We start from the raw sequence: 24,908 nt of genomic DNA on the forward strand, positions 1-24,908 counted from the left end.
GAAAACAGGACCGGGGACGGAAACAGAAGCGAAGGGCTGATCCATGCCCCTCAAGAAAGATTGGGCCTGGAGGAGCGACACGACAGACTCGCACAATGCTAGAACGTGTTTACGATCTCTACGCAGTCGCGTTGGAGTGCAGTCGAAATGAGTTCGAAGCGAGGGTCCGCAGCTCGCACCGGGGTGCAAGCAAGGGCTAGCGTGCAGAAATCGCCCGATTTCACTCCACCCCGTGGGGACAGTGGGTTTGGGGGGGTGCCCGGTCAGGAGCGCCCTGCAAAGCCGCTTTCGCGGTGCGAGGAGATCGTGAACACGTTCTTGAGGCAAACGCAGCAGTTGCCTGCCCATGAGGGAGGCGATTCCCTGGAGGCAACGGCTATTGGATGGAGGGGAGTGCTGCCAGGCACGCACCGATCCGAGCTTTCGCTTCATCCACCGCACTTGAAGTGCAGTGGAATCACTGGTGCGTTCATAAAACTGGCGGCCAAAGCGGGCCTCTGGCCGGAAAATTGACAGCAACCGATACCGCAGCAGCAGATGCACTGCGGTATCGATTGCTGAACCAGCCTAGGGCATCAACCCAGCCACTTGCGCGCATTGCGCCAGACGCGCATCCAGGGGCTGAATTCAGACTTGCCGCCCACCTTCTCGTAGTCCACCCAGCTCATCTGCACATTGCGGAACATACGCTCGGGGTGCGGCATCATGGCCGTGAAGCGTCCGTCGGCGGTGGTGACGGCAGTCAGGCCGCCAGCCGAGCCGTTCGGGTTGAACGGGTACTGCTCGGTAGGCTGGCCATGGTTGTCCACAAAACGCATGGCCTTGACCACCTGCGCTTCATTGCCACGGAACCTGAAGTTGGCATAGCCCTCGCCGTGTGCCACGGCAATCGGCAGACGGCTGCCAGCCATGCCTTGCAGGAAGATGGAGGGCGACTCCAGCACCTCGACCATCGACAGGCGTGCTTCAAAGCGGTTGCTCTGGTTCTGCGTGAAGCGTGGCCAGTCCTGCGCGCCGGGAATGATGTCTGCCAACTCGGCAAACATCTGGCAGCCGTTGCAAACGCCCAGACCGAAGGTATCCGTGCGCCCGAAGAACTGCTGGAACTGCTCGGACAGGCGATCATTGAAGGTGATGGAGCGTGCCCAGCCAATACCGGCACCCAGGGTGTCGCCGTAGCTGAAGCCGCCGCAGGCCACCACGCCCGCAAAGTCCTTGAGCTGTGCGCGGCCCGTCTGCAGGTCCGTCATGTGCACATCCACCGCATCAAAGCCTGCCTCGGCAAATGCATAGGCCATTTCCACATGCGAGTTCACGCCCTGCTCGCGCAGCACTGCCACGCGAGGCTTGGCCGCCACGTTGAGGAAAGGTGCTGCCACGTTGTCCTGCGGATCGAACGAAAGCTGAACGTGCATGCCTGGGTCGGCAGGTTCACCGGCTGCGGCATGTTCGCTGTCGGCGCTGGCAGGATTGTCACGCTGCTGGACGATCTTCCAGCTCACTGCGTCCCAGACCTGGTGCAGATCGGAGAGCGTTGCGCCAAATACCTTCTTGGCATCCCGCCAGACCTGCAGTTCGCCCTTGCCCATGTCCATGGTGGACGACTCGGGCCGGGTCTTGCCGATGATATGGCTGCAGGTGGCCAGGCCGTGTTCGCGCAGAATCTGCAGAACCTCGTCGCGGTCGCCGGTGCGAATCTGGAGTACAGCGCCCAGCTCCTCGTTGAAGAGCGCACGCAAGGTCAGGTCTTCGCGGCGTCCCGACACCTGGGTGCCCCAGTTCTTGCCTTCGCCACTGTCCATGCGGCTGTCGGAGATACCGTCTCCTTCGGTGACCAGCATGTCCACATTCAGCGCCACACCCACATGGCCAGCAAAAGCCATCTCGGCCACGGTCGCCAGCAGGCCGCCGTCGCCCTTGTCGTGGTAGGCCAGGATCTGGCCCTTGGCACGCAACGCATTCACGGCGTCCACCAGGGCAATCAGGTCCTTGGCATCGTCGAGATCAGGGGTCTCATTGCCGCTTTGCCCCAGCACCTGGCCCAGAATGGAGCCACCCATGCGCATCTTGCCCCGGCCCAGGTCCACCAGCACCAGTGTGCTGTCGTCCTCCTTGGCGTCGAGCTGCGGCGTGAGCGTGCTGCGCACATCGTCGATCGACGCAAAGCCGGTGATGATCAGGCTCACCGGCGAGGTGACTTTCTTCACCTCGCCACCCTCGCTCCACTGCGTGCGCATGGACAGCGAATCCTTGCCCACGGGAATCGAGATGTTCAGCTGCGGGCACAGCTCCATGCCCACGGCCTTGACCGTTGCATACAGCGCGGCGTCTTCGCCTGCTTCGCCGCAGGCCGCCATCCAGTTGGCCGACATCTTGACCTTGGAGAGTGCAATGGGCGCCGCCAGCATATTGGTAATGGCTTCTGCCACAGCCATGCGGCCCGAGGCCGGGGCGTTGATGGCGGCCAGCGGCGTGCGCTCGCCCATGGCCATGGCCTCACCGGCAAAGCCCTTGAAGTCTGCCAGGGTCACGGCCACATCGGCCACGGGCACCTGCCAGGGGCCGACCATCTGGTCGCGGTGGGTGAGGCCGCCCACTGTGCGGTCACCAATGGTGATCAGGAAGCGCTTGGAGGCCACGGTGGGGTGGGCCAGCACATCGATCACCGCCTTCTCCAGCGGCACGCCGGTCAGGTCGATGGCAGGCAGCTCACGCGTGACGGTGGCCACATCCTTGTTCATCTTGGGCGGCTTGCCCAGCAACACATCCATGGGCATGTCCACGGGGAACTTCTGGTCTCCCGACGCGACAGCCGTGTCCTCCAACACCAGTTGGCGCTCACCGGTGGCGGTGCCGATCACGGCAAATGGGCAGCGCTCGCGCTCACAGAACGCCGTGAACTGTGCCAGCGACTCAGGCGCGATGGCCAACACGTAGCGTTCCTGGCTTTCGTTGGACCAGATTTCCTTGGGGGCGAGGCCAGACTCCTCCAGCTTGACGGCCCGCAGGTCAAAGCGCGCGCCACGGCCCGCATCGTTGGTCAGCTCGGGGAAGGCATTGGAGAGGCCGCCAGCACCCACGTCGTGAATCGCCAGGATCGGGTTGCCCGCGCCTTGCTGCCAGCAATGGTTGATGACTTCCTGCGCACGGCGCTCGATCTCGGGGTTGCCACGCTGCACCGAATCAAAATCTAGCTCGGCGGCATTCGTGCCGCTGGCCATGGAGCTGGCGGCGCCGCCGCCCATACCGATGCGCATGCCGGGGCCACCCAGCTGGATCAGCAGCGTACCTGCGGGAAATTCAATCTTCTTGGTCAGCTCGGAATCGATGATGCCCAGGCCGCCGGCGATCATGATGGGCTTGTGATAGCCGCGGGTGATGTCACCCACCTGCTGCTCGTACTCGCGGAAATAACCCGTCAGGTTGGGACGACCGAACTCGTTGTTGAATGCAGCGCCACCCAGCGGGCCTTCAATCATGATCTGCAGCGGGCTGGCAATGTGCTCGGGCTTGCCCACTTCGCTGCCCCAGAGCTTGGAGACGGTAAAACCGGTCAGACCCGCCTTGGGTTTGGAGCCCCGGCCGGTGGCGCCTTCATCGCGGATCTCGCCGCCTGCACCGGTCGAGGCGCCTGGGAAGGGAGAGATGGCCGTCGGGTGGTTGTGCGTTTCCACCTTCATCAGCACATGGTTGATGGCGCTATTTTTTTGATAGCTTGGTGCGCCTTCTGTTCCGGCACTTGCATCGAATTTCGCCACAAAACGCTCGACAGCGTGGCCTTCCATGATGGAGGCATTGTCGGCATAGGCCACAATGGTGTGCTGGGGCGAGACCTGCTCGGTGTTGCGGATCATGCCAAAGAGCGATTTCTCCTGCGCCACGCCATCGATGGTGAAGCTGGCGTTGAAGATCTTGTGGCGGCAGTGCTCGGAGTTCGCCTGAGCGAACATCATCAGCTCCACGTCGGTAGGGTTGCGTCCCAGGCCATTGAAGGCCTTGACCAGGTACTCGATCTCGTCATCGGCCAGAGCCAGGCCCCATTGCTTGTTGGCAGCCTCCAGCGCGGCCGCGCCGCCACCCAGCACATCCACAAACTCCATGGGCTGCGCCTGCAGCGCAGAAAACAGTTGCTCGGCCTCGGCGCGGGAGGCAAAGACCGATTCGGTCATGCGGTCATGCAGCAGCGCGGCGATCTGGGCGGATTGCTCTGCATTCAGCTCTGGCGCGCCGCCCAGCAGGCCGGATTTGAGGCTCACCCGGTATTCGGTGATGCGCTCCACGCGGAACACGTCCAGGCCGCAGTTGCGCGCGATATCGGTCGCCTTCGACGCCCAGGGCGAGATCGTACCCAGGCGCGGCGTAACGACAAAAGCCAGGCCTTCGTCATTGCCTGCGTAGGGGTCGCCATAGGTCAGCAGGGCCGCCACGCGCTGTGCATCTGCACCAGCCAAGGGCTGATTGGTGGCCACCAGATGTACAAAACGGGCAGCAATGCCCGTTATTTTTGGATGGATTGCCGTCAATGCGGTCAGCAGTTGTTGGGCGCGGAAGGAGCTCAGGGCGTTACCGCCGGCTAGCTGGGTCAGGTGCAGTGTCACGTGGCAGCCTATGTGGGACTAGGAGGATGGAGGAAAGCACACATGCGCCTTGCTCGCACCACAGGCTGGCTGCAGCAACGGATGCAAGGGCGGGGTTAACCCGGGATTTTACTGTGCGTTGACAGGGTACGTAGCCGCATGGTCAACAGGCCAATGGGTGCAGTGGGATAATCATGGGCTATGACCATCAAAATCAATACCGAAGAAGACATTGCACAGATGCGCATCGCAGGCCGCCTGGCCTCGGAGGTTTTGGACTACATCACCCCCCACATCCAGCCAGGCATCACCACCAAGCAGATCGACCTGCTGTGCGCCGAAGCCATGGAAAAGCAAGGCACCAAATCCGCCTGCCTGGGCTACCAGCCCCCCGGCATGACACCCTACCCCGCCTACGTCTGCACCTCGGTCAACCATGTGGTATGCCACGGCATTCCCAATGACAAGCCCCTCAAGAAGGGCGATATCGTCAACGTGGACGTGACCATCATCACGCCAGAGGGCTACTTTGGCGACAACAGCCGCATGTTCATCATCGGCGAGGGCACCATCGCCGGCAAACGCCTGTGCCAGCTCACCTTCGAGGCCATGTGGCACGGTATCGTGCAGGTCAGGAACGGCGCACACCTGGGCGATGTCGGCCACGCGATTCAGAAGTTTGCCGAAGGCCACGGCCTGTCGGTGGTGCGCGAATACTGCGGCCACGGCATCGGCAAGGTCTTCCACGACGAGCCTCAGGTGCTGCACTATGGCCGTCCTGGTACAGGCGTGGAACTGAAGACCGGCATGATCTTCACCATCGAGCCCATGCTCAACCTCGGCAAGAAGGACATCAAGGACCTGGGCAACGACGGCTGGACCGTGATCACCAAGGACCACAGCCTCTCCGCCCAGTGGGAAGTGGAAGTGCTGGTGACCGACACCGGCTACGAGGTGCTGACCCTGTCCGATGGATCCCCCGCGCTGCCCGACTTCGTCAAGACGACCAAATGCTGAGAGGTTAACCCTGCGCTCTCACCCAGGCGGCACTGCGCACAGCATGCCGCCTTTTTCTTTGCCATCGGGCTCTGGCGGCAGCAGATGAAGGCTGGCACAGCACATGCTTATGGGAATCACTGGTTTTCCGCTATGGCACACTGCCATGGACCGCTTTGACTTGCACCATGAACGATCCCCGCATTCCGCAGCTGCGCGAGCAGTACCAGGCCCGGCGCGCCACCCTGTTCGAGGCCATCATGGCCGGAGGCAGCAGCACGCGCGGCATCCAGACGCAGCTGCGCAAGCTGTCGAACCTGGCCGATGACCTGCTGCGCGACCTGTGGCATCTGGCCGGCCTGCCCGACCACCTCAGCCTCGTCGCCGTAGGCGGCTTTGGCCGGGGCAAGCTGTTTCCGCATTCCGATATCGACGTGCTGGTGCTGCTGCCCGATGGCACCGATCTGGAGCATGAGGCCCCCTTGCGCACCAGAATCGAGCATTTCATCGGGTCATGCTGGGATGCGGGACTGGAAATCGGCTCCAGTGTGCGCACCGTGGTGCAGTGCATCACGGAAGCCAGGGCCGACGTCACCGTGCAGACAGCGATGCTGGAGTCGCGCCGCATCACCGGCTCTGCGCCGCTGTACAGGCAGTTCCAGAGCGCGCTGGACCAGGCCATCAGCCCGGATGCCTTTGTGGTGGCCAAGGTGCTGGAGATGCAGCAGCGCCACAACAAGTACGAAAACACCGCCTATTCCCTGGAGCCCAACTGCAAGGAATCACCCGGCGGCCTGCGCGATCTGCAGACCATCATCTGGCTGGGCCGTGCCACGGGCCTGGGCGACAGCTGGAAGGCGCTCGCCGGCAAGGGCTTGGCCACCATCTACGAAGTGCGCAACCTGCAGCGCAATGAAGACCTGATCTGCCTCATCCGCGCGCGGCTGCACATTGTGGCCCGGCGACGCGAAGACCGCCTGGTGTTCGACCTGCAGACACCAGTGGCCGAATCCTTCGGCTTCAAAACGGAAACACCGGCCGGACACCGTTTCCCCAAGCGCGCCAGCGAGGAGCTGATGAAGCGCTACTACTGGGCGGCCAAGGCGGTGGCGCAATTGACGCAGATTCTGCTGCTCAACATCGACGAGCGCCTGCACCCGGGCAGCCACGCGCTGCGCCGCATCGATGATGAGTTTTACGAGAAGGCAGGCCTCATTGAAGTCGCCGACGACGAAGTGTATCTGCGCAACCCGCACGCCATCCTGCGCACTTTCCTGCTGTATGAAACAGAGCCTGGCCTCACCGATCTGTCGGCCCGCACCTTCCGCGCGCTTTACCATGCACGCCGGGTGATGACAGCCGGTTTCCGCCAGGATCCCGTCAACCGCGCCACCTTCATGCAGATCCTGCAGCAACCGCAGGGCATCACCCATGCCATGCGTCTGATGAACCAGACCTCGGTACTCGGCCGCTACCTATGGCCCTTCCGCCGCATCGTGGGGCAAATGCAGCACGACCTGTTCCATGTCTACACCGTCGATCAGCATATCCTGATGGTGCTGCGCAATGTGCGGCGTTTCTTCATGGCAGAGCATGCCCATGAGTACCCCTATTGCTCACAACTGGCTGCGGGCTGGGACAAGCCGTGGATTCTGTATCTGGCAGCGCTCTTTCACGACATCGGCAAAGGGCGCGGCGGCGATCACTCGGAAATTGGCGCCGCCGAGGTCAAGCGCTTTTGCCGCGACCACCGGGTTGCCAGGGAAGACGCCCTGCTGGTGGAGTTTTTAGTGCGCGAGCACCTCACCATGAGCCAGGTGGCGCAAAAGCAGGACACGTCCGATCCCGAGGTGATAGCAGTCTTTGCCAAGCGCGTGCACAACGAACGCTACCTCACGGCCCTCTACCTGCTGACCGTAGCCGATATCCGCGGCACCAGCCCCAAGGTGTGGAACGGCTGGAAGGGCAAGCTGCTGGAAGACCTGTACCGCGCCACCCTGCGCATGCTGGGCGGGCGGGCGCCCGACCTGGCGGCGCAGGCCGAAATCCGCAAGCGCGAAGCCCTGGTGATGCTCGCGCTCTCGGCCCAGCCGCACGAGTCGCACAAGGCCCTGTGGGACACCCTGGGGGTGGATTACTTCATGCGACAGGAGGCAGCCGACATTGCATGGCACACCCGTCACCTCTCGCGCCATGTGGGGAGCAGCACGCCCATCGTGCGCGCCCGCCAATCGCTCGCTGGCGAAGGCCTGCAGGTCATGGTGTATGCGCCCGACCAGCCCGACCTGTTCGCCCGCATCTGCGGCTACTTCGACCGCGCCGGCTTCTCGATCCTGGATGCCCGGGTGCACACAGCGCTCAACCGCTATGCGCTCGACACCTTCCAGGTGATCGCCACCAATGCACCGCAAAGCTACCGTGAACTGATCAATCTGGTGGAGAGCGAACTGAGCCGCACGCTGGCGGAAGCCAAGCCACTGCCCGAGCCGGTGCAGCGCCGCGTTTCGCGCCGCGTCAAGAGCTTTCCGGTTGCGCCGCGCGTGCTGCTGCGGCCCGATGACAAAGGCCAGCGCTGGCTGCTGTCCATTTCTGCCGCCGACCGTGCAGGCCTTTTGTACACCGTGGCACGCGTCCTGGCCCGCCACCAGCTGAGCGTGGAGCTGGCCAAGATCAGCACCCTGGGGGAGCGGGTGGAAGACAGCTTTCTGCTGCAAGGCCCGGAGTTGCAGAACAATGTGAGCCAGATTGCCATCGAAACCGAACTGCTGTGGGCGCTGGCCGCTCCGGCGTAAGCAGTTACTGGCTATAAAAACCAGTTCCTGGGCTTTTCCATCAAGCGCCGATTGCTATTATTTTTGATTAATCGTCTTCGGCCGCGCTGATATCGGGAAACAGCACCTCGGTAAAACCGAACTGCGTGAAGTCGCGCATCCGCATGGGATAGAGCTTGCCCCACAGGTGATCGCACTCATGCTGCACCACGCGGGCATGGAAGCCCTCGGCCACGCGGTCGATCGGATCGCCATACTGGTCGAAACCGGTGTAGCGGATCTTCTGCCAGCGCGGCACCAGCCCTCGCATACCGGGCACGGACAGACATCCCTCCCAGTCACTGGCTTCTTCATCCGACAAGGGTGTGATGACCGGGTTGATCAGCACCGTTGGCGGCACCAGGGGGCGATCGGGGTAGCGCGGGTTGCGCTCGCTGGAGCCAAAAAACACCACCTGCTGGTCAACCCCAATCTGCGGCGCCGCCAGTCCTGCCCCCTGCGCAGCGCGCATGGTATCGAGCAGGTCCTGCACCAGTTGGTGCAGCGCGTCGGTGTCGAATGCAGCGACGGGCTGCGCCGTGCGCAAAAGCCGCGCATCGCCCATTTTCAAGATTGGATGAATTGCCATGTCGGCATGGTAGCGCAGTGCGTACCGGCTCGGTAGCGCCCCCTCTCTCCCAATATCACTTGCCCGGCATCTGCACATTGTCTTGCTGGCAGATGCACAATGGCGCCATGCCCGAGCCCCGTGCGCCCGCCCCGCCCCTGCATGGCAATGCGCCTCCTGTGTACTGCCCTATCCGCAGCCCGCTGCTGCGATGGCTGCTGCTGCTTGGCGCGGTGGCCAGCCTGTGCATGGGCGTTGTGGGCATCTTTGTTCCCGGGCTGCCCACGACCGTATTCATCCTGATTGCCGGGGCCTGCGCCGCGCGCAGCTCGGAACGCCTGCATGGCTGGCTGTGGCGGCACAGGCTGTTTGGCGGCATGCTGCGCAACTGGGCTGCAGGCGGCTTTGTGAGCCGCCGGGCCAAATGGAGCGCAACGGCCACCATGGCGGTCTGCGCCCTCATCATGCTGGCGGTACCCGCACCGGTGTGGGCCAAGGCCTTGTCCATCGGCTGCATGGCCTGCGTCCTTGCGTGGCTGTGGTACCGGCCGGAACCGGCCAGCGACGAAGCCCAGGCCCGAAATCCCAAAAAATGACTGCTTCACTTTTTGAAGTCTGAAATTCGTTCTATAATTGCGGTCTTGTTCCTCAATAGCTCAGTTGGTAGAGCGCCGGACTGTTAATCCGTAGGTCCCTGGTTCGAGCCCAGGTTGAGGAGCCAAAGATTTTTTCGGCTTTGCAATCGAACAAAGCCTTGTTGACCGATATTCCTCAATAGCTCAGTTGGTAGAGCGCCGGACTGTTAATCCGTAGGTCCCTGGTTCGAGCCCAGGTTGAGGAGCCATCACACAACGCCCTGCAATCGCTCAGGGCACACTGTCAAACCGACATATTCCTCAATAGCTCAGTTGGTAGAGCGCCGGACTGTTAATCCGTAGGTCCCTGGTTCGAGCCCAGGTTGAGGAGCCAAGACAGGGCACCTTGCAATTGCACAAGGCCGCCGCCAAAAATTTGTACCAATATTCCTCAATAGCTCAGTTGGTAGAGCGCCGGACTGTTAATCCGTAGGTCCCTGGTTCGAGCCCAGGTTGAGGAGCCAGATCAAAACCCATATGCCATGGCATATGGGTTTTTTCTTTGTGGGCTGTGCGCCATCAAAAGCCAATCCAAGGCTGTACCCGAGGCCGATTTCCCGCACAATGCAGTGAGATTTTTTCATCGAGAGACTGCCAACGTGCCGCGCCCCTTGCCGCCACTGCCCTGGCTGGAGCCAGACGACCCCTTCCCCCCAGTGGAGCAAGCCTGGGGAGCCAACACCCCCCATCCCGGCCTGCTGGCCGCTGGCGGCAGGCTTGACAGCCGCCATCTACAGCGCGCTTACCGGCATGGCATCTTTCCCTGGTTCAGCGGAGATTCACCGATCCTCTGGTGGTCCACCGATCCGCGCATGGTGCTGCAGCCCGCGCACTTTCGCCTGCACCGCTCGCTCAGGCAAGCCATCCGCAAGGCCATGGCAACGCCGGGTTTTGCACTGCGCATAGACAGCGATTTCCCGGCCGTGATCCGCGCCTGCAGCCAGATCAGCAGGGACGGGCAGAACGGCACCTGGATCGTGGACGACATCCAGGCTGCCTACACCCAACTCCACCGCGACGGCTTTGCCCACAGCGTCGAGGTATGGATGAATGGAGAGCTGATGGCAGGACTGTACTGCGTAACCATAGGCCACGCCGTATTTGGCGAATCCATGTTCACCACCATCAGCAATGGCTCCAAGATCGCCCTTGCCGCACTGGTGGCGCTGTGCCGGCGCGAAGGTGTGACAATGATCGATTGCCAGCAGAACACCGGCCATCTGGCCTTCATGGGAGCGGCGGAAATCCCCCGTGCGCAATTCGTGGCCCATGTCGCAGAGCAGACGCAGCAGCCTGCAATGTGCTGGGAGTTTGCAGCAAGCGATTGGGCTGACATAATCCCACTATCTGAAACGACATTTCCACATACGGCACATACGGATGAGTAGGCTCAACGAACTTCCGTTGCATTCCCTGCAGTTCTATGCAACGGCACCCTACCCATGCAGCTACCTGAGCGAGCGCATGGCGCGCTCGCAGGTGGCCACGCCCAGCCATGCGATTCAGAACGATGTGTATTCGGAGCTGATCCAGCAGGGCTTTCGCCGCAGCGGCCTGTTCACCTACCGCCCCTACTGCGACGGCTGTCAGGCCTGCGTGCCACTGCGCGTAGCGGCGCTTGACTTCAAGCCCAAGCGCCACCAGCGCCGCGCCCTCAAGCAGCACCAGAGTCTCGAAGTTCGCGTACTCCCCCTGGGCTTTCTGCGCGAGCATTACGAGCTGTACCTGCGCTATCAGGCTGCACGCCACACGGGCGGCGGCATGGACGAGGACAGTGTCGAGCAGTACTCGCAGTTCATGCTGCAAAGCCGCGTCAACAGCCGCCTGGTGGAGTTCCGGGCGCCCAGTACCGAACCCCAGCAGCCCGGCGCGCTCAAGATGGTGTCGATCATCGACATCCTCAACGACGGGCTCTCCGCCGTCTACACCTTCTACGAACCCGAACCCCACACCAGCTACGGCACCTACAACGTGCTGTGGCAGATTGCACAGTGCCGCACCATGGGCCTGCCCTACCTGTACCTGGGCTACTGGATCGAGGAAAGCCGCAAGATGCAATACAAGGCCGACTACCAGCCCTATGAGGTCTATGTGGACCAGCGCTGGCAACCTGCCCGTTTTGCTATACATTCTGCAGCTTGATGCGCCTGTCCATCAGGAGCTGCATTCTATTTTTGCCTTTGCCCTTACACCGCCACCCGACGCATGACCAAACCACAACACGACACCGCCGCCAAACCCAGCGTGCAAGTGCTAGAGCGCATGTTCACACTGCTGGATGTACTCGCCTCGCGCGAGGAGGCGGTGTCGCTGAAAGAGCTGAGCGAAATCACCGGCCTGCACCCATCCACGACACACCGCATCCTCAATGACCTGACCATCGGCCGCTTTGTGGACCGACCCGAATCGGGCAGCTACCGCCTGGGCATGCGCCTCTTGGAGCTGGGCAACCTTGTGAAAGCCCGCATCAACGTGCGCGAAGTAGCCCTGCTGCCGATGCGCCGCCTGCATCTGGCCACGCAGCAGGCCATCAATCTGAGCATGCGCCAGGGCGACGAGATCGTGTACGTAGAGCGCAGCTTTTCCGAGCGTTCGGGCATGCAGGTGGTGCGCGCCATCGGCGGCCATGCACCGCTGCACCTCACCTCCACCGGCAAGCTCTTTCTGGCGGCCGAAGAGCCCGAACGCGTTCGCGCCTACGCCATGCGCACGGGTCTGGCCGGCAACACCAAGAACAGCATCACCAATCTCGCCGTGCTGGAGCGCGAGCTCTCCAAAACCCGCCAATATGGCCTCGCGCGTGACAACGAGGAGCTGGAACTGGGCGTGCGCTGCATGGCAGCGGGCATTTACGACGACCAGGGCCGCCTGGTTGCTGGCCTGTCCGTCTCAGCCCCTGCAGACCGGCTGGACGACAACTGGACGAGCAAGCTGCAGGCTACTGCCACCGAAATCTCTGCTGCGCTGGGCTTCGAAGAGCGCAAATCGGCGGCGACCCGCTGAATCTCCAGCACCGCCTCTCTCGTCCTCTCCATAAAAAAACCTGCCGCTGGCAGGTTTTTTTGAGCAGTGGATTGCCGGCGTATAGGCAATCCATGGGCAATCCGCAGCAATCAGTGCTTGGCCAGCAGCCGCCCGCCCGAGCCTTCCACCCAGTGGCGCACGCGCTCGGCATCCGCCAGACGACTGAAGCGGCCTGCCGAATCCAGGAACACCATGATCAGCTTGCGGCCGGATACCTGGGCCTGCAGCACCAGGCAGCGGCCCGCTTCCGAGATATAGCCCGTCTTTTGCAGGCCGATGTTCCAATCAGGGTTGTGAACCAGGCGATTGGTATTGTTGAACTGCACGGTGCGCGCACCCACTTCGACCTGGTACGAGGGCGAGGTGGTCAGCTCGCGCAGCAAGGGATCGGAGTGCGCCACATTCACCAGGGTCGCCAGATCATGCGCGCTGGATTGGTTGGAACTGGACAGCCCGGTAGGCTCCACATAGCGGGTATCGGCCATGCCCAGCATCTTGGCCTTCATGTTCATCTGGCCCACGAACGTCGGCATGCCACCGGGGAACGTGCGGCCCAGTGCATGGGCAGCGCGGTTTTCGCTGGACATCAGCGCCAGATGCAGCAACTCGCCGCGCATCAAGGTGGTGCCGACGCGCAGGCGCGAGCTGCTGTGCTTTTCAGTGTCCACATCGTCCTGCGTGATGGTGATCTCTTCATCCATCGGCAAATTGGCCTGGGAAATGATCAGACCCGTCATCAGCTTGGTGAGCGAGGCAATCGGCAGCACCGCATGGTCGTTCTTGGACAGCAGCACTTCATGCGTGTCCTGGTCCAGCACCAGCGCTACGCTGGACTTGAGTGCCAACGGGTCCATGACATCGTGCAGTCCGGCCATCTGGCCAAAGGACTGGCGAGCTGGAGCAGCTTCCACAGCCACCAGTGCCGCCGCCGCTGCTGCAGCGGCGCGCGCATGGCGCCTGCCACCCTTGTCGGCCTTCTCCGCCTTGCCAGCCTTGGCTACTACCGTCTTGCCCTTGGCACCCTTGCCCGCCGATTTGTCTGCTACCTTTTTGGAAGCACCCTTGGAGGCAACTACCTCTTTGTGCGCGCGGCCATTGCGCTCACCCTTTTGGACAGCAGCAGCTTGCTTCTTGCCAGCCTTGGCTTCGACATGGGCCTTGGCAGGGGCAGCTTTCTTTTTGGTAGCGGCGTAGGCATGCGGCATGCCGACACCAATTGCCAACGCACAGATTGCAAAAATGTGTGAAAAACGACGCAAAACACTGCGGTTGGATGGCGCCATTATTCTGCTCCCTACAAAAACGATAGCTGAGGATGAAATTCGAAATTTAAAAAATCGCGCAATATCATTGACTTACGCGATTCTTCAATTATTTAAGTGAAATTATATTCCGAAGCCTCATCCTTGTGCAGCCACCTTCTCTGTAGGATTTTGTAACTTGTTGAGTGCAGCGATGTAAGCTTTCGCTGACGCGACCACGATATCCGGGTCAGCGCCCACACCATTGACGATACGGCCGCCCTGCTGCAAGCGCACGGTCACCTCGCCCTGACTCTCGGTGGAACCACTGATGGCGTTGACCGCATAGAGCACCATTTCGGCGCCACTCTTGGCCTGCGATTCGATGGCCTTCATTGAGGCATCCACCGGGCCGTTACCCGTGGATTCGCCCTTGACTTCCTTGCCGTGGGCCATCAGCACCACAGTCGCCTTGGGCTGCTCACCGGTCTCGCTTGCCTGGGCCAGCGAAACAAAGCGGAAAGCCTCGTGGTTGCTGTGACCGCCTTCGGTATTGACCAGCGCGAGGATATCCTCGTCGAAGATCTCGCTCTTGCGGTCCGCCAGATCCTTGAAGCGGGCAAAGGCGGCATTGATGTCGCTCTCGCTCTCCATCACCACGCCCAGCTCCTGCAGGCGCTGCTTGAAGGCATTGCGGCCCGACAGCTTGCCCAGCACGATCTTGTTGGCGCTCCAGCCCACGTCTTCCGCGCGCATGATTTCGTAGGTGTCGCGTGCCTTCAGAACGCCATCCTGGTGAATGCCGGAGGCGTGGGCAAACGCATTGGCGCCCACCACGGCCTTGTTGGGCTGCACGACAAAGCCGGTGGTCTGGCTTACCATCTTGCTGGCAGCAACAATATGTTGCGTATCGATATTGACATCCAGCCCAAAGTAGTCACGGCGCGTCTTGACGGCCATCACTACTTCTTCGAGCGAGCAATTGCCCGCGCGCTCGCCCAGGCCATTGATGGTGCATTCCACCTGGCGCGCGCCGCCAATCTTGACGCCTGCCAGCGAATTGGCGACCGCCATGCCCAGGTCATTGTGGCAGTGCACCGACCAGACCGCCTTGTCGCTGTTGGGAATGCGCTCGCGCAGGTTCTTGATGAAGTTGCCGTACAGCTCAGGAATGGCGTAGCCCACGGTGTCAGGCACGTTGATGGTAGTAGCGCCTTCGGCAATCACCGCCTCGATCACGCGGCAGAGAAAATCAGGGTCGCTGCGGTAGCCGTCTTCCGGGCTGAATTCGATATCGCCCACCAGATTGCGGGCAAAGCGCACCGACATCTTGGCCTGCTCGAACACCTCGTCAGGCGACATGCGCAGCTTTTTCTCCATGTGCAGCGGGCTGGTTGCAATGAAGGTGTGGATACGCGCGCGGTTGGCAGGCTTGAGCGCCTCTGCAGCACGAGCGATGTCACGGTCGTTGGCACGGGCCAGCGAGCACACGGTGGAATCCTTGATGATCGACGCAATGCTCTGCACACAGTCGAAATCACCATTGGAGCTGGCTGCAAAGCCCGCCTCGATCACATCCACCTTCAGGCGTTCAAGCTGGCGGGCAATGCGCAGCTTCTCGTCCTTGGTCATCGACGCGCCAGGCGATTGTTCGCCGTCACGCAAGGTGGTGTCAAAAATAATCAGTTGATCGCTCATCGTGTTCTCCATGGCATGGGTTTGCAGGCAGCGCTTGTGGCGCCACCTCTGTTATTCAATGCGCAGCACGTCGCAGCCGGGCTCAACCTGACAGTGTACGTGCTTTGCCTGCATTTGCTTACGCGGCAACCGTGTCGCCCGCTGGCGTATTCACACGGGTGACAGCACCGCTGCGCGCCAGGGCGCTCATCACGGCGCGGAAGGCCGCCTGGGTGATGTTGCTGTCCATGCCTGCACCGTACAGGGTCTGACTCTCATTTACCCGCAACTCCACATAGGCTGCAGCCTTGGCGTTGGCACCATTTTGGCCTCCGGCACCCACCCCAAAAGCGCCATCAGCTACGGAATGCATAGCATGCTCGCTGTAATCCAACACCCGCACCGGCACGCCGGTGGCGCTGCTGATGGCGTGGACAAAGGCGTCGATAGGTCCGTTGCCCTGCCCTTGCAGCGAAATGGACTGGCCCGCAATCTGTACCTTGCCGGACACCCGCACCTCACCATCGTTGCTGCCCGCAGGCTCCACGCGGCATTGGGCGACGGCATAGTTGGCGTCCAGCTGGTATTCGCGCTCAAAGATCCGCCACAGGTCTGGCGCTGTGAACTCAGTGCCCGCCACATCCATGGCGCGCTGCACCACCTGGCTGAACTCGATCTGCAGGCGCCGCGGCATGGTGAGTCCGTATTCCTCTTCGAGCAGATACGAGATACCGCCCTTGCCCGACTGGCTGTTGACGCGGATCACCGCTTCGTAGCTGCGCCCCAGGTCCTTGGGGTCGATGGGCAGGTACGGCATCTCCCACACATCGCCTTCGTTGCGCGCTGCAAAGGCTTTCTTGATGGCGTCCTGGTGCGAGCCCGAGAACGAGGTATAGACCAGATCGCCTGCGTAAGGATGGCGGGCAGGTACGGGCAACTGGTTGCAGTGCTCGACCTCGGCACGGACCGCGTCGATATCCGAGAAATCAAGCCCGGGCGACACACCCTGCACATACATGTTGAGCGCCACGTTGACGATGTCGAGGTTGCCGGTGCGTTCGCCATTGCCGAACAGGCACCCTTCCACACGGTGCGCCCCTGCCAGCAGCGCCATTTCGGCGCTGGCGGTGCCAGTGCCACGGTCGTTGTGCGGGTGCACGGACACCACGACTTCCGGGCGCCCCTTGAACTGGCGCACCATCCACTCGATCTGGTCTGCAAACACATTGGGGGTGGTGTTTTCCACCGTGGTGGGCAGGTTCAGGATGATGTCGCGGCCCGCACCCCAGGCGGCGATCGCGGTTTCGCAGGCCTGCAGCGACACATCCAGCTCTGCCAGCGAGAAAGTCTCGGGCGAATACTGCAAGATCCACTCGGTGCCGGGCTGGGCGTCGGTCAAGGCCTTCAGGTGGGCCACCTGCGATTGCACGAGCTCCATCACCTCGGGCACGCTCATGCCAAACACCACCTTGCGCCACACCGGAGCCACCGCGTTGTAGATGTGAACGATGGCGCGCGGAGCGCCTTGCAGGGCTTCGACGGTGCGGGTGATGAGCTCGGGGCGGGCCGGGGTCATGACCTGGATCGTCACATCGGCGGGAATCCGCTTTTCCTCAATCAACTGGCGCACGAAATCGAATTCGATCTGCGACGAGGCCGGAAAGCCGACTTCGATCTCCTTGAAGCCGATCTTGACCAGCATGTCGAACATCCGCAGCTTGCGCGCCAAGTCCATGGGCTCGATCAGGGCCTGGTTGCCGTCGCGCAGATCGGTGGACAGCCAGATGGGCGCCTGGGTGATCTGGGCATCGGGCCAGGTGCGGTCCTGCAACTGAACGGCTGGAAAGGCGCGGTACTTGCTGGCGGGGTTCTTCAACATGGTTGTCTGGTCTTTCTCATCGAAACAAAAAGTTCGGGGGGTGGAAACCAGCAACCTGCAAAAACAGAATCGGCCCGTTGCTGGTGCAAACGGGCCGATGGATGTAGGGTGAAAACTGTGCGCGCTACTCTACCTGCCCGTTGGACATTAGTAGTAGAGCTAGGGACAGGTTTTGCATGTGGGCTACTCTAACACAGGTTTTTCGGCCTGTGCAACAGATTCTTCAATCGTGGTGCAGGCCGCGCTCGTCAGGCTCGTCGGTCGAAGTGGCCACAATCGAGACCTGCTGGCCCTTGGCGCGGCGCCATGCATAGATGATGTAGCCCGAGACGGAGTAGGCCACGAAGATGAGGAACAGCATGGTCGCAGGCTCAATGCTCACCAGCGCCAGCACCAGCACCACCACCACCAGCGAGATGAACGGCACGCTCTTGGCCATGCCCGCATCCTTGAAGCTGTAGTACGGGATGTTCGTCACCATGGTCAGGCCCGCAAACAGAGTGATGGCGAACATGATCCACGACAGGTCTTCACGGCTCGCCGGGTGGCCGCCGAACAAGGCGATCACCTCGCCAAAGATCGGCACATCGCGGTGCGACACCAGCAGCGCGCTGGTCAGCCAGATGAAGCCCGCCACCAGGGCCGCAGCCGCCGGCGAAGGCATGCCCTGGAAGTAGCGCTTGTCCACCACGCCCGTATTGACGTTGAAGCGCGCCAGACGCAGTGCGGCGCACGAGCAGTAGACGAATGCCGCAATCCAGCCCCAGCGGCCCAGCGGGCGCAGGGCCCACTCGTAGGCGATGAGCGCAGGCGCCGCGCCGAAGGACACCATGTCCGAGAGCGAATCCATCTGCTCGCCAAAAGCGCTCTGGGTGTGCGTCATACGGGCCACGCGGCCGTCCAGGCTGTCGAGCACCATGGCGCAGAATACGCCCACGGCAGCGGCTTCAAAGCGGCCGTTCATCGCCATCACAATGGCGTAGAACCCACCAAACAGCGCCGCCAGGGTGAAGGAGTTGGGCAGCACATAAATGCCTTTGCGCCACCTGCGTTGCGCAGCGGCCGGGCCTTCTGCGCCCTGCCTGGGCTTGGTTTCGTTGTTATCCAGCATTCAATTGAACTCCAGCGCTTGCTACAACAGCGCAATCAGCTATTCATTTTATAGTTCTCGACAAGGCCAGCGCCTTGTAACGCAAGGTTCACAGTGTACCTTTACCGGTATGGCGTCCGGCCCAAGAAAACACCGCGCCAGCGTATGCGCAGGCGGGATACCTGCCGCTCAATGCCCCCAGGCTTCATCGCGCACGCAACCAACTGTCAGAGGGCGCTTTCGCGTCCACCCCGACCCACAATAAAAAAGGACTGCCGAAGCAGTCCTTTGGGAGCACAGACTGCAGCCGCCTGCGCGGCCGCAGCCATACACCGATCAGTTGCGGGTCTGGTCCACCAGCTTGTTCTTGGCGATCCAGGGCATCATCGCACGCAGCTGGCCACCCACCTTTTCGATCTGGTGATCGGCAGTGTTGCGGCGGCGGGCGGTCATGCTGGGGTAGCCCAGGCGGCCTTCCGAGATGAACATCTTGGCGTATTCGCCGTCCTGAATGCGCTTCAAGGCATTGCGCATGGCCTTGCGCGATTCTTCGTTGATCACTTCAGGGCCGGTCACGTATTCGCCGTACTCGGCGTTGTTGGACACCGAGTAGTTCATGTTGGCGATGCCGCCTTCGTAGATCAGATCCACGATCAGCTTGAGCTCGTGCAGGCACTCGAAGTAGGCCATTTCGGGCGCGTAGCCGGCTTCCACCAGGGTTTCGAAGCCCATCTTCACCAGTTCAACCGCGCCGCCGCACAGCACGGCCTGCTCGCCGAACAGGTCGGTCTCGGTTTCTTCCTTGAAGTCGGTTTCGATGATGCCGGCCTTGCCGCCACCGTTGGCCATGGCGTACGACAGCGCCAGGTCACGGGCCTTGCCGGACTTGTCCTGGTGCACAGCGATCAGGTGTGGCACGCCGCCGCCCTGGGTGTAGGTGTTGCGCACGGTATGGCCAGGGGCCTTGGGAGCGACCATCCACACATCCAGATCCGCGCGGGGCACGACCTGGTTGTAGTGCACGTTGAAGCCGTGAGCGAACACCAGCGAAGCGCCTTGCTTGATGTTGTCCTTGACGTTTTCGGTGTAGACCTTGGCGATGTCTTCGTCAGGCAGCAGGATCATGACCACGTCAGCAGCCTTGACCGCATCATTGACTTCCATCACGGTCAGGCCGGCCTTTTCGGCCTTGGGCCACGAAGCGCCGCCCTTGCGCAGGCCGACGATGACCTTCACGCCGCTGTCGTTCAGGTTCTGTGCGTGGGCGTGGCCTTGCGAGCCATAGCCAATGATGGCGACAGTCTTGCCCTTGATGAGGGACAGATCACAATCCTTGTCGTAAAAAACTTTCATGCTTCGCTCCGTTGGTATCAGTCAAAAAATCAGAAATTCAAACAACCACTTGTCAAGAATCTGCATCGTCAGGGGGCCTTGCGGTGTTTCCTGAAGCCAGCAAATAAGCTCCCGCTACAAAAGCGCCCAATCCTACTATGAGTACTAGCCAGGGGTTGGTACGCTGTGAAGCGTTTTCGTCGGGCTCGCCAGAGGCGCCATCACACAAACGTTGCTGCGTGAAAAGGTCTTGGTACAAGCTGCAATCCGGGTCATCCGTCTGCACCCATGCCACCACCAGCACAAGCCCCACCAGCAACAACCCCATGCCCGCAATCTGGCGGGAATGGCGCCGCAGCCGGTGCCACCAGCGCATTACACGCGCAAGATGCGTTCGCCACGACCGATGCCACTGGCACCGGTGCGGACGGTTTCGAGAATGGCCGAGCGGTCAATCGCGCTGAGGAACGCATCGTTCTTCGATTGGTCGCCGGTCATCTCGATGGTGTAGCTCTTCTCGGTCACGTCGATGATGCGGCCACGGAAGATGTCCGCCATGCGCTTCATCTCCTCACGCTCCTTGCCCACAGCGCGCACCTTCACCATCATGAGCTCACGCTCGGTGTAGGCGCCCTCGGTCAGGTCGACCACCTTCACCACCTCGATCAGGCGGTTGAGGTGCTTGGTGATCTGCTCGATCACGTCATCCGAGCCCGCCGTGGTGATGGTCATGCGCGAGAGCGATGCGTCTTCGGTCGGCGCCACGGTGAGCGACTCGATGTTATAGCCACGGGCCGAGAACAGGCCCACCACGCGTGACAAGGCGCCTGGTTCGTTCTCCAGGAGAACCGCAATGATGTGTTTCATGGGATGAGATTCCTCTTTTCGCTGCCCTCCCCCTGCACCGGTAAGTGCAGGGCTCGGCAGTCAATAGATTCGTCAATAAGGGGATAAGCTATAAAAAAATGAGCTAACGGCGCACTGTAGGTGTGCGCTAATACGCAAATTTCCTATAGATCTTCAGCGCCCAGCAGCATTTCGGTAATACCTTTACCGGCCTGCACCATGGGGAAGACGTTTTCGGTCGGGTCCGTGCGGAAATCGATGAACACGCTCTTGCGCTCTTCACGCGCAATGCGGCGTGCTTCGCGCAACGCGGGCTCCACGTCTTCGGGCTTTTCGACCAGAATGCCGGCGTGACCAAAGGCCTCGGCCAGCTTCACAAAGTCGGGCAGCGAATCCATGTAGCTGTGGCTGTAGCGACCGGAGTATTCGATCTCCTGCCACTGGCGCACCATGCCCAGGAAGCGGTTGTTGAGCGCGCAGATGATGATCGGCGTCTCGTACTGGCGGCAGGTGGCCAGCTCCTGGATGTTCATCTGCACCGAACCTTCGCCGGTGATGCAGAACACTTCGGCATCGGGCTTGGCCAGCTTGATGCCCATGGCGTACGGAATGCCAACGCCCATGGTACCCAGGCCGCCCGAGTTGATCCAGCGGCGCGACTCCTCAAAACGGTAGTACTGCGCAGCCCACATCTGGTGCTGGCCTACGTCGGAGGTGATGTAGCAGTCCGCATTCCGGGTCATATTCCACAGGGTTTCGACCACGTACTGCGGCTTGATGACTTCCTTGTTGTCGCGGTCGTAGCGCAGGCAGTCGCGGCTGCGCCAGCCTTCAATCGTCTTCCACCAGGCTTCCAGCGCGGCGGCATCAGGCTTGGTCTGGGCTTCGCGAACCATGGCAATGAGCTCGGTCAGCACTTCCTTGCAGTCGCCCACGATAGGCACATCGACCTTGACGCGCTTGGAAATGGACGATGGATCGATGTCGATATGGATGATCTTGCGGTCGGCCACCGACATGAAGTGCTTGGGATTGCCGATCACGCGGTCATCAAAGCGCGCACCCACCGCCAGCAACACATCGCAGTTCTGCATGGTGTTGTTGGCTTCAATCGTGCCGTGCATGCCCAGCATGCCCAGGTATTTCTTGTCGCTGGCCGGATAGGCGCCCAGCCCCAGCAGGGTGTGGGTGACGGGGTAGCCCAGCAAGTCGACGAGCGTACGCAACTCCTGCTCGGCACCGCTCAGCAGCACACCGCCGCCGGTATAGATATAGGGGCGCTTGGCAGCTAGCAGCAACTGCAGTGCCTTGCGAATCTGGCCGCTGTGGCCCTTCTTGACCGGGTTGTATGAGCGCATTTCCACGGTCTGTGGATAGCCGCTGTACGCCACCTTCTTGAAGGACACATCCTTGGGAATATCAACCACCACGGGGCCTGGTCGGCCGGTGCGGGCGATGTGGAAGGCCTTTTTCATCGTCATCGCCAGATCGCGCACATCCTTCACGAGGAAGTTGTGCTTGACGATGGGACGGGTGATACCGACGGTGTCGCATTCCTGGAACGCATCGGAGCCGATGGCCGTGGTCGAGGTCTGCCCCGAGATCACCACGATGGGAATGCTGTCGGTGTAGGCGGTGGCAATGCCGGTCACCGCATTGGTCAGGCCCGGGCCGGATGTGACCAGCGCCACGCCTACTTCGCCCGTGGCGCGTGCATAGCCGTCAGCGGCGTGCACGGCAGCCTGTTCGTGGCGAACCAATACGTGGTTGATGGTGTCTTGTTTGTAGAGCGCGTCGTAGATGTACAGAACAGCGCCGCCTGGGTATCCCCACAGCTGCTGAACGCCTTCCGCCTGCAGTGCCTTGACCAGCACTTCGGCGCCCATGAGATCTTGTGCTTTTTGTGCGGACTGATTGGCCGCTTGTGCCGAGTTTTGTTCGGCCTTGGACATTTCCATGATCAACCTTTGCGAATTTCTCTAACGAAAAACCTCTGGTGCCCCTTGCCCAGCTCTTGTGGAGCCTGCTCGGAACTTGAGGCCAACGGACATGGGCGAGATGCTTGCGACGCCGGACCGTGACCCTTTTGCCTTGATGTGACTTGAAAACATTATCGCACTGCAACATTGGTTTGCGACAAAGCGCAGAAAAAAATTGCATACGATGCGATAATCCTGCGTTTAGCGCGGTGTTTTTTGCCACACGACAGGGTTTACCCAGGTATAAACCACCTGATTGCGCGAATAACCATGGTGTTGGGTACGATTTGGCAACAGAACGAGAACTGTCCGATTTTCTGAAAAGCGTTGAAAAGCGAGCTTTCAAGCGCTCGCTTTTTCATGTGCGCGACGAAGAAGCGGCCCTCGACATCGTGCAGGACAGCATGATGAAGCTGGCTGAACATTACGGCGACAAACCCATTACCGAACTGCCCATGCTGTTCCAGCGTATCCTGTCCAACAGTACGCTGGATTGGTTTCGCCGCCAGAAGACCCGCAACGCGCTCTTTACCAATATGAGCGCCTTCGAGGGCCCTGACGACGAAGGCGGCGATTTCGACCTCCTGGAAACCTACAACGCCCAGCAAGGCGAGTCCGAACAGAGCGCCGAAGACCACACCAACCGCAAACAAACACTTGCATTGATAGAAAAAGAGATACAAGAGTTGCCCGCGCGTCAACGCGAAGCGTTTTTGATGCGTTATTGGGAAGAGATGGACATTGCAGAGACTGCAGCGGCCATGGGTTGCTCGGAAGGCAGCGTGAAAACCCATTGCTTCCGAGCCATCCAAACCTTGAGCAAAGTGCTCAAGGCCAAAGGAATCGTGCTATGAACCGCCCAAACACCGCCCAACAAGTTGCCCACGCCGAAATCTTTGCCCGCCGCGTCACCGCCCGGCTGAGCGAAGCTGAGGCCGATCTGGACTATGACATCACCGAGCGCCTGCGCGCTGCGCGTGAACAGGCACTGGCGCGTCGCAAGGTGGTAGCCACCCCGGCAATTGCCCGTCACCCCGAGCAGGAATCTGCCGCTGCGGCTGCCTCTTCCGGTAAACGCAACTGGTGGCGAGCGGTGGTGTCTGCGGTTCCCCTGAGCGCCATGGTAGCTGGCCTGACTTTCTTCAATGGCGTGCAGGCAGACGAAGGCGCGACAGAAATGGCCGAGTACGACGCCACCCTGTTGGCTGACGAATTGCCGCCAACCGCCTATACTGATCCTGGTTTTACCCAGTATCTGAAGATCGCTGCCCAACAAAAGCAGCCCACCGACAAGCATTGAGACACGATCACGACTTTGACGAGGTGGCCGCCAAGGCGCCCACCTCCTCCCTCCCCACTCTCGCAGCCAGCATTTTGCTGGCTGCTTTTGCTGTAACTGGTATCTACGCCAGCACCCAGGCCCGCAATGTGTACGGTAGCGCGCCCAGCGATCTGGTCAGTGCCGGCGGCAATACGCGCACCGTTACACCACGTAATGAAGGCCCCAACTGGGACAGTCTCGATACCGACCAGCAGACCACACTGGCTCCGCTGCAGGAGCAATGGTCCTGGCTGACGGAGCAGCAAAAGCGCCGCTGGCTCCTGATTGCCGATAGTTTTGACGATTTTTCGCCCGACGAGCAGTACCGCATCGGCGAACACATGAAGGAATGGGCCAAGTTCAGCCTGGTGGACCAGAGCCAGGCGCGCCTGAACTACTCCAACACCAGCAATCTGTCTGCCGAGGAAAAGCGCCAGCTCTGGGAGGATTACCAGGCCCTGAGCGCCCGCGAGCGCAAACGGCTGGCCCAGGGCGGCGCCCTGCGCCCCGGAGGCGTTGCCCTGGCCCTACGCCCCAACAGCAAGACCAGCGGACGCCTGGTCAAGGTACCGGCTGCGGCGGTCAACCCCAACCGCGCCAACCCGCCCAAGATTCTGCCGCCGCCCGAGATTCGCGTGCAGTCGCGCGGCGTGGTGACGCCTGTAGAAGTCGGCCCGCTGCAAGGCCCTTCTGCAAACCCCAACAACGTGCCCGGCCCAGGCGGTGTGAGCCCCACCAGCATCACGCCCCCTCCAGCGACAACCCCCCCGGCAGAGACCGCGCCGGTGCAGGTGCCTTCGCCAGTCACCTCATCGCCCCTGCCGCCATTGGACAGCCGCCCGGCCCCGGTTGCGCCCGCCGGTGAGCCACAGTCGCGCCTGGGCGATAGCCCGGTCCATCCGCCTGCCTGACACCGGCACCATGACTGGCAAC

19 protein-coding genes and 4 tRNA genes are annotated in these 24,908 nt (G+C 61.3%); 14 read left to right on the forward strand and 9 right to left on the reverse strand.

Annotated elements, in window-relative coordinates:
* Positions 1-575: 575 nt before the first annotated feature.
* The gene (purL, locus tag LAD35_RS13235; RefSeq protein WP_224149510.1) at positions 576-4,598 is read right to left on the reverse strand and encodes a phosphoribosylformylglycinamidine synthase; all 4,023 of its coding nucleotides are present in this window, start codon (positions 4,596-4,598) and stop codon (positions 576-578) included.
* Positions 4,599-4,778: 180 nt separating this feature from the next.
* Here purL and map point away from each other — a divergent pair, with 180 nt between their 5' ends.
* Both map and LAD35_RS13245 read left to right on the forward strand, forming a co-directional pair.
* A complete protein-coding gene (gene map, locus LAD35_RS13240; RefSeq protein ID WP_224149511.1) occupies positions 4,779-5,594 on the forward strand; it encodes a type I methionyl aminopeptidase in 816 nt (271 codons plus the stop codon).
* A 167-nt stretch (positions 5,595-5,761) separates the two neighbouring features.
* Positions 5,762-8,365, forward strand: coding sequence for a [protein-PII] uridylyltransferase (locus LAD35_RS13245; protein WP_224149512.1), 2,604 nt, complete (start codon positions 5,762-5,764; stop codon positions 8,363-8,365).
* Between the two features lie 67 nt (positions 8,366-8,432).
* On the opposite strand, the gene def is transcribed toward LAD35_RS13245, so the two are convergent.
* Positions 8,433-8,972 carry a peptide deformylase gene (gene def, locus LAD35_RS13250; RefSeq protein WP_224149513.1) on the reverse strand — a complete coding sequence of 180 codons (540 nt, stop codon included), beginning with the start codon at positions 8,970-8,972 and terminating at the stop codon, positions 8,433-8,435.
* Between the two features lie 107 nt (positions 8,973-9,079).
* Between def and LAD35_RS13255 the strand changes: the two genes are divergently transcribed.
* The 8 genes from LAD35_RS13255 (at position 9,080) to LAD35_RS13290 (ending at position 12,589) form a co-directional block, all read left to right on the forward strand.
* On the forward strand, positions 9,080-9,547 hold the full coding sequence (locus LAD35_RS13255) for a YbaN family protein (RefSeq protein ID WP_224149514.1): 468 nt from the start codon (positions 9,080-9,082) through the stop codon (positions 9,545-9,547).
* 49 nt (positions 9,548-9,596) lie between these two features.
* A tRNA-Asn gene (locus tag LAD35_RS13260) sits at positions 9,597-9,672 on the forward strand.
* A gap of 47 nt (positions 9,673-9,719) precedes the next feature.
* A tRNA-Asn gene (locus LAD35_RS13265) sits at positions 9,720-9,795 on the forward strand.
* A gap of 49 nt (positions 9,796-9,844) precedes the next feature.
* Positions 9,845-9,920: transfer RNA gene (locus LAD35_RS13270), tRNA-Asn, on the forward strand.
* Positions 9,921-9,974: 54 nt separating this feature from the next.
* A tRNA-Asn gene (locus tag LAD35_RS13275) sits at positions 9,975-10,050 on the forward strand.
* A gap of 135 nt (positions 10,051-10,185) precedes the next feature.
* Positions 10,186-10,974, forward strand: a complete 789-nt coding sequence (aat, locus tag LAD35_RS13280) for a leucyl/phenylalanyl-tRNA--protein transferase (RefSeq protein WP_224149515.1) — start codon at positions 10,186-10,188, stop codon at positions 10,972-10,974.
* On the forward strand, positions 10,967-11,728 hold the full coding sequence (locus tag LAD35_RS13285; protein WP_224149516.1) for an arginyltransferase: 762 nt from the start codon (positions 10,967-10,969) through the stop codon (positions 11,726-11,728). The genes aat and LAD35_RS13285 overlap by 8 nt, the downstream gene beginning before the upstream one ends.
* Positions 11,729-11,791: 63 nt before the next feature.
* The gene (locus LAD35_RS13290) at positions 11,792-12,589 is read left to right on the forward strand and encodes an IclR family transcriptional regulator (protein WP_224149517.1); all 798 of its coding nucleotides are present in this window, start codon (positions 11,792-11,794) and stop codon (positions 12,587-12,589) included.
* Positions 12,590-12,699: 110 nt separating this feature from the next.
* On the opposite strand, the gene LAD35_RS13295 is transcribed toward LAD35_RS13290, so the two are convergent.
* On the reverse strand, positions 12,700-13,893 hold the full coding sequence (locus LAD35_RS13295) for a serine hydrolase (RefSeq protein ID WP_224149518.1): 1,194 nt from the start codon (positions 13,891-13,893) through the stop codon (positions 12,700-12,702).
* Between LAD35_RS13295 and LAD35_RS13300 the strand changes: the two genes are divergently transcribed.
* Entirely contained in the window at positions 13,814-13,993 is a 180-nt protein-coding gene (locus LAD35_RS13300; protein WP_224152867.1) for a hypothetical protein, read from the forward strand. The two genes, LAD35_RS13295 and LAD35_RS13300, sit on opposite strands and share 80 nt — an antisense overlap.
* 17 nt (positions 13,994-14,010) lie before the next feature.
* Here the strand turns inward: LAD35_RS13300 and LAD35_RS13305 are convergent, their stop codons facing one another.
* From LAD35_RS13305 to LAD35_RS13330, 6 genes are all read right to left on the reverse strand, one after another.
* The gene (locus LAD35_RS13305) at positions 14,011-15,549 is read right to left on the reverse strand and encodes a 2-isopropylmalate synthase (RefSeq protein ID WP_224149519.1); all 1,539 of its coding nucleotides are present in this window, start codon (positions 15,547-15,549) and stop codon (positions 14,011-14,013) included.
* A 118-nt stretch (positions 15,550-15,667) separates the two neighbouring features.
* The gene (gene leuA, locus LAD35_RS13310) at positions 15,668-17,407 is read right to left on the reverse strand and encodes a 2-isopropylmalate synthase (protein ID WP_224149520.1); all 1,740 of its coding nucleotides are present in this window, start codon (positions 17,405-17,407) and stop codon (positions 15,668-15,670) included.
* Positions 17,408-17,630: 223 nt separating this feature from the next.
* Positions 17,631-18,518, reverse strand: a complete 888-nt coding sequence (pssA, locus tag LAD35_RS13315) for a CDP-diacylglycerol--serine O-phosphatidyltransferase (protein WP_224149521.1) — start codon at positions 18,516-18,518, stop codon at positions 17,631-17,633.
* Positions 18,519-18,833: 315 nt separating this feature from the next.
* The gene (gene ilvC / locus LAD35_RS13320) at positions 18,834-19,850 is read right to left on the reverse strand and encodes a ketol-acid reductoisomerase (protein ID WP_224149522.1); all 1,017 of its coding nucleotides are present in this window, start codon (positions 19,848-19,850) and stop codon (positions 18,834-18,836) included.
* A 354-nt stretch (positions 19,851-20,204) separates the two neighbouring features.
* Positions 20,205-20,696, reverse strand: a complete 492-nt coding sequence (ilvN, locus tag LAD35_RS13325; RefSeq protein WP_184707821.1) for an acetolactate synthase small subunit — start codon at positions 20,694-20,696, stop codon at positions 20,205-20,207.
* A 143-nt stretch (positions 20,697-20,839) separates the two neighbouring features.
* Complete coding sequence (locus LAD35_RS13330; RefSeq protein ID WP_224149523.1) at positions 20,840-22,633, reverse strand: acetolactate synthase 3 catalytic subunit; 1,794 nt, start codon at positions 22,631-22,633, stop codon at positions 20,840-20,842.
* A gap of 308 nt (positions 22,634-22,941) precedes the next feature.
* On the opposite strand from LAD35_RS13330, the gene LAD35_RS13335 reads away from it, so the two are divergent.
* From LAD35_RS13335 to LAD35_RS13345, 3 genes are read left to right on the forward strand one after another with little or no spacing between them, the layout of a single operon-like run.
* Positions 22,942-23,508 carry an RNA polymerase sigma factor gene (locus LAD35_RS13335; RefSeq protein ID WP_224149524.1) on the forward strand — a complete coding sequence of 189 codons (567 nt, stop codon included), beginning with the start codon at positions 22,942-22,944 and terminating at the stop codon, positions 23,506-23,508.
* Entirely contained in the window at positions 23,505-23,954 is a 450-nt protein-coding gene (locus LAD35_RS13340; protein WP_224149525.1) for a DUF3619 family protein, read from the forward strand. Before LAD35_RS13335 ends, LAD35_RS13340 begins: the two co-directional genes overlap by 4 nt.
* The gene (locus tag LAD35_RS13345; RefSeq protein ID WP_224149526.1) at positions 23,951-24,886 is read left to right on the forward strand and encodes a DUF3106 domain-containing protein; all 936 of its coding nucleotides are present in this window, start codon (positions 23,951-23,953) and stop codon (positions 24,884-24,886) included. Before LAD35_RS13340 ends, LAD35_RS13345 begins: the two co-directional genes overlap by 4 nt.
* The last annotated feature ends 22 nt before the right edge of the window (positions 24,887-24,908 follow it).

It is taken from the genome of Comamonas odontotermitis (genome assembly GCF_020080045.1).
Taxonomy (GTDB): Bacteria; Pseudomonadota; Gammaproteobacteria; order Burkholderiales; family Burkholderiaceae_C; genus Comamonas; species Comamonas odontotermitis.

What these genes read in the sequence shown, in the direction of transcription:
- map (WP_224149511.1), top strand. Translation starts at nt 4,779, where the DNA reads ATGACCATCAAAATCAATACCGAAGAAGACATTGCACAGATGCGCATC.
- LAD35_RS13245 (WP_224149512.1), top strand. Translation starts at nt 5,762, where the DNA reads ATGAACGATCCCCGCATTCCGCAGCTGCGCGAGCAGTACCAGGCCCGG.
- def (WP_224149513.1), bottom strand. Translation starts at nt 8,972, where the DNA reads ATGGCAATTCATCCAATCTTGAAAATGGGCGATGCGCGGCTTTTGCGC.
- LAD35_RS13255 (WP_224149514.1), top strand. Translation starts at nt 9,080, where the DNA reads ATGCCCGAGCCCCGTGCGCCCGCCCCGCCCCTGCATGGCAATGCGCCT.
- LAD35_RS13285 (WP_224149516.1), top strand. Translation starts at nt 10,967, where the DNA reads ATGAGTAGGCTCAACGAACTTCCGTTGCATTCCCTGCAGTTCTATGCA.
- LAD35_RS13290 (WP_224149517.1), top strand. Translation starts at nt 11,792, where the DNA reads ATGACCAAACCACAACACGACACCGCCGCCAAACCCAGCGTGCAAGTG.
- LAD35_RS13300 (WP_224152867.1), top strand. Translation starts at nt 13,814, where the DNA reads ATGCCGACACCAATTGCCAACGCACAGATTGCAAAAATGTGTGAAAAA.
- LAD35_RS13295 (WP_224149518.1), bottom strand. Translation starts at nt 13,893, where the DNA reads ATGGCGCCATCCAACCGCAGTGTTTTGCGTCGTTTTTCACACATTTTT.
- LAD35_RS13305 (WP_224149519.1), bottom strand. Translation starts at nt 15,549, where the DNA reads ATGAGCGATCAACTGATTATTTTTGACACCACCTTGCGTGACGGCGAA.
- leuA (WP_224149520.1), bottom strand. Translation starts at nt 17,407, where the DNA reads ATGTTGAAGAACCCCGCCAGCAAGTACCGCGCCTTTCCAGCCGTTCAG.
- pssA (WP_224149521.1), bottom strand. Translation starts at nt 18,518, where the DNA reads ATGCTGGATAACAACGAAACCAAGCCCAGGCAGGGCGCAGAAGGCCCG.
- ilvC (WP_224149522.1), bottom strand. Translation starts at nt 19,850, where the DNA reads ATGAAAGTTTTTTACGACAAGGATTGTGATCTGTCCCTCATCAAGGGC.
- ilvN (WP_184707821.1), bottom strand. Translation starts at nt 20,696, where the DNA reads ATGAAACACATCATTGCGGTTCTCCTGGAGAACGAACCAGGCGCCTTG.
- LAD35_RS13330 (WP_224149523.1), bottom strand. Translation starts at nt 22,633, where the DNA reads ATGGAAATGTCCAAGGCCGAACAAAACTCGGCACAAGCGGCCAATCAG.
- LAD35_RS13340 (WP_224149525.1), top strand. Translation starts at nt 23,505, where the DNA reads ATGAACCGCCCAAACACCGCCCAACAAGTTGCCCACGCCGAAATCTTT.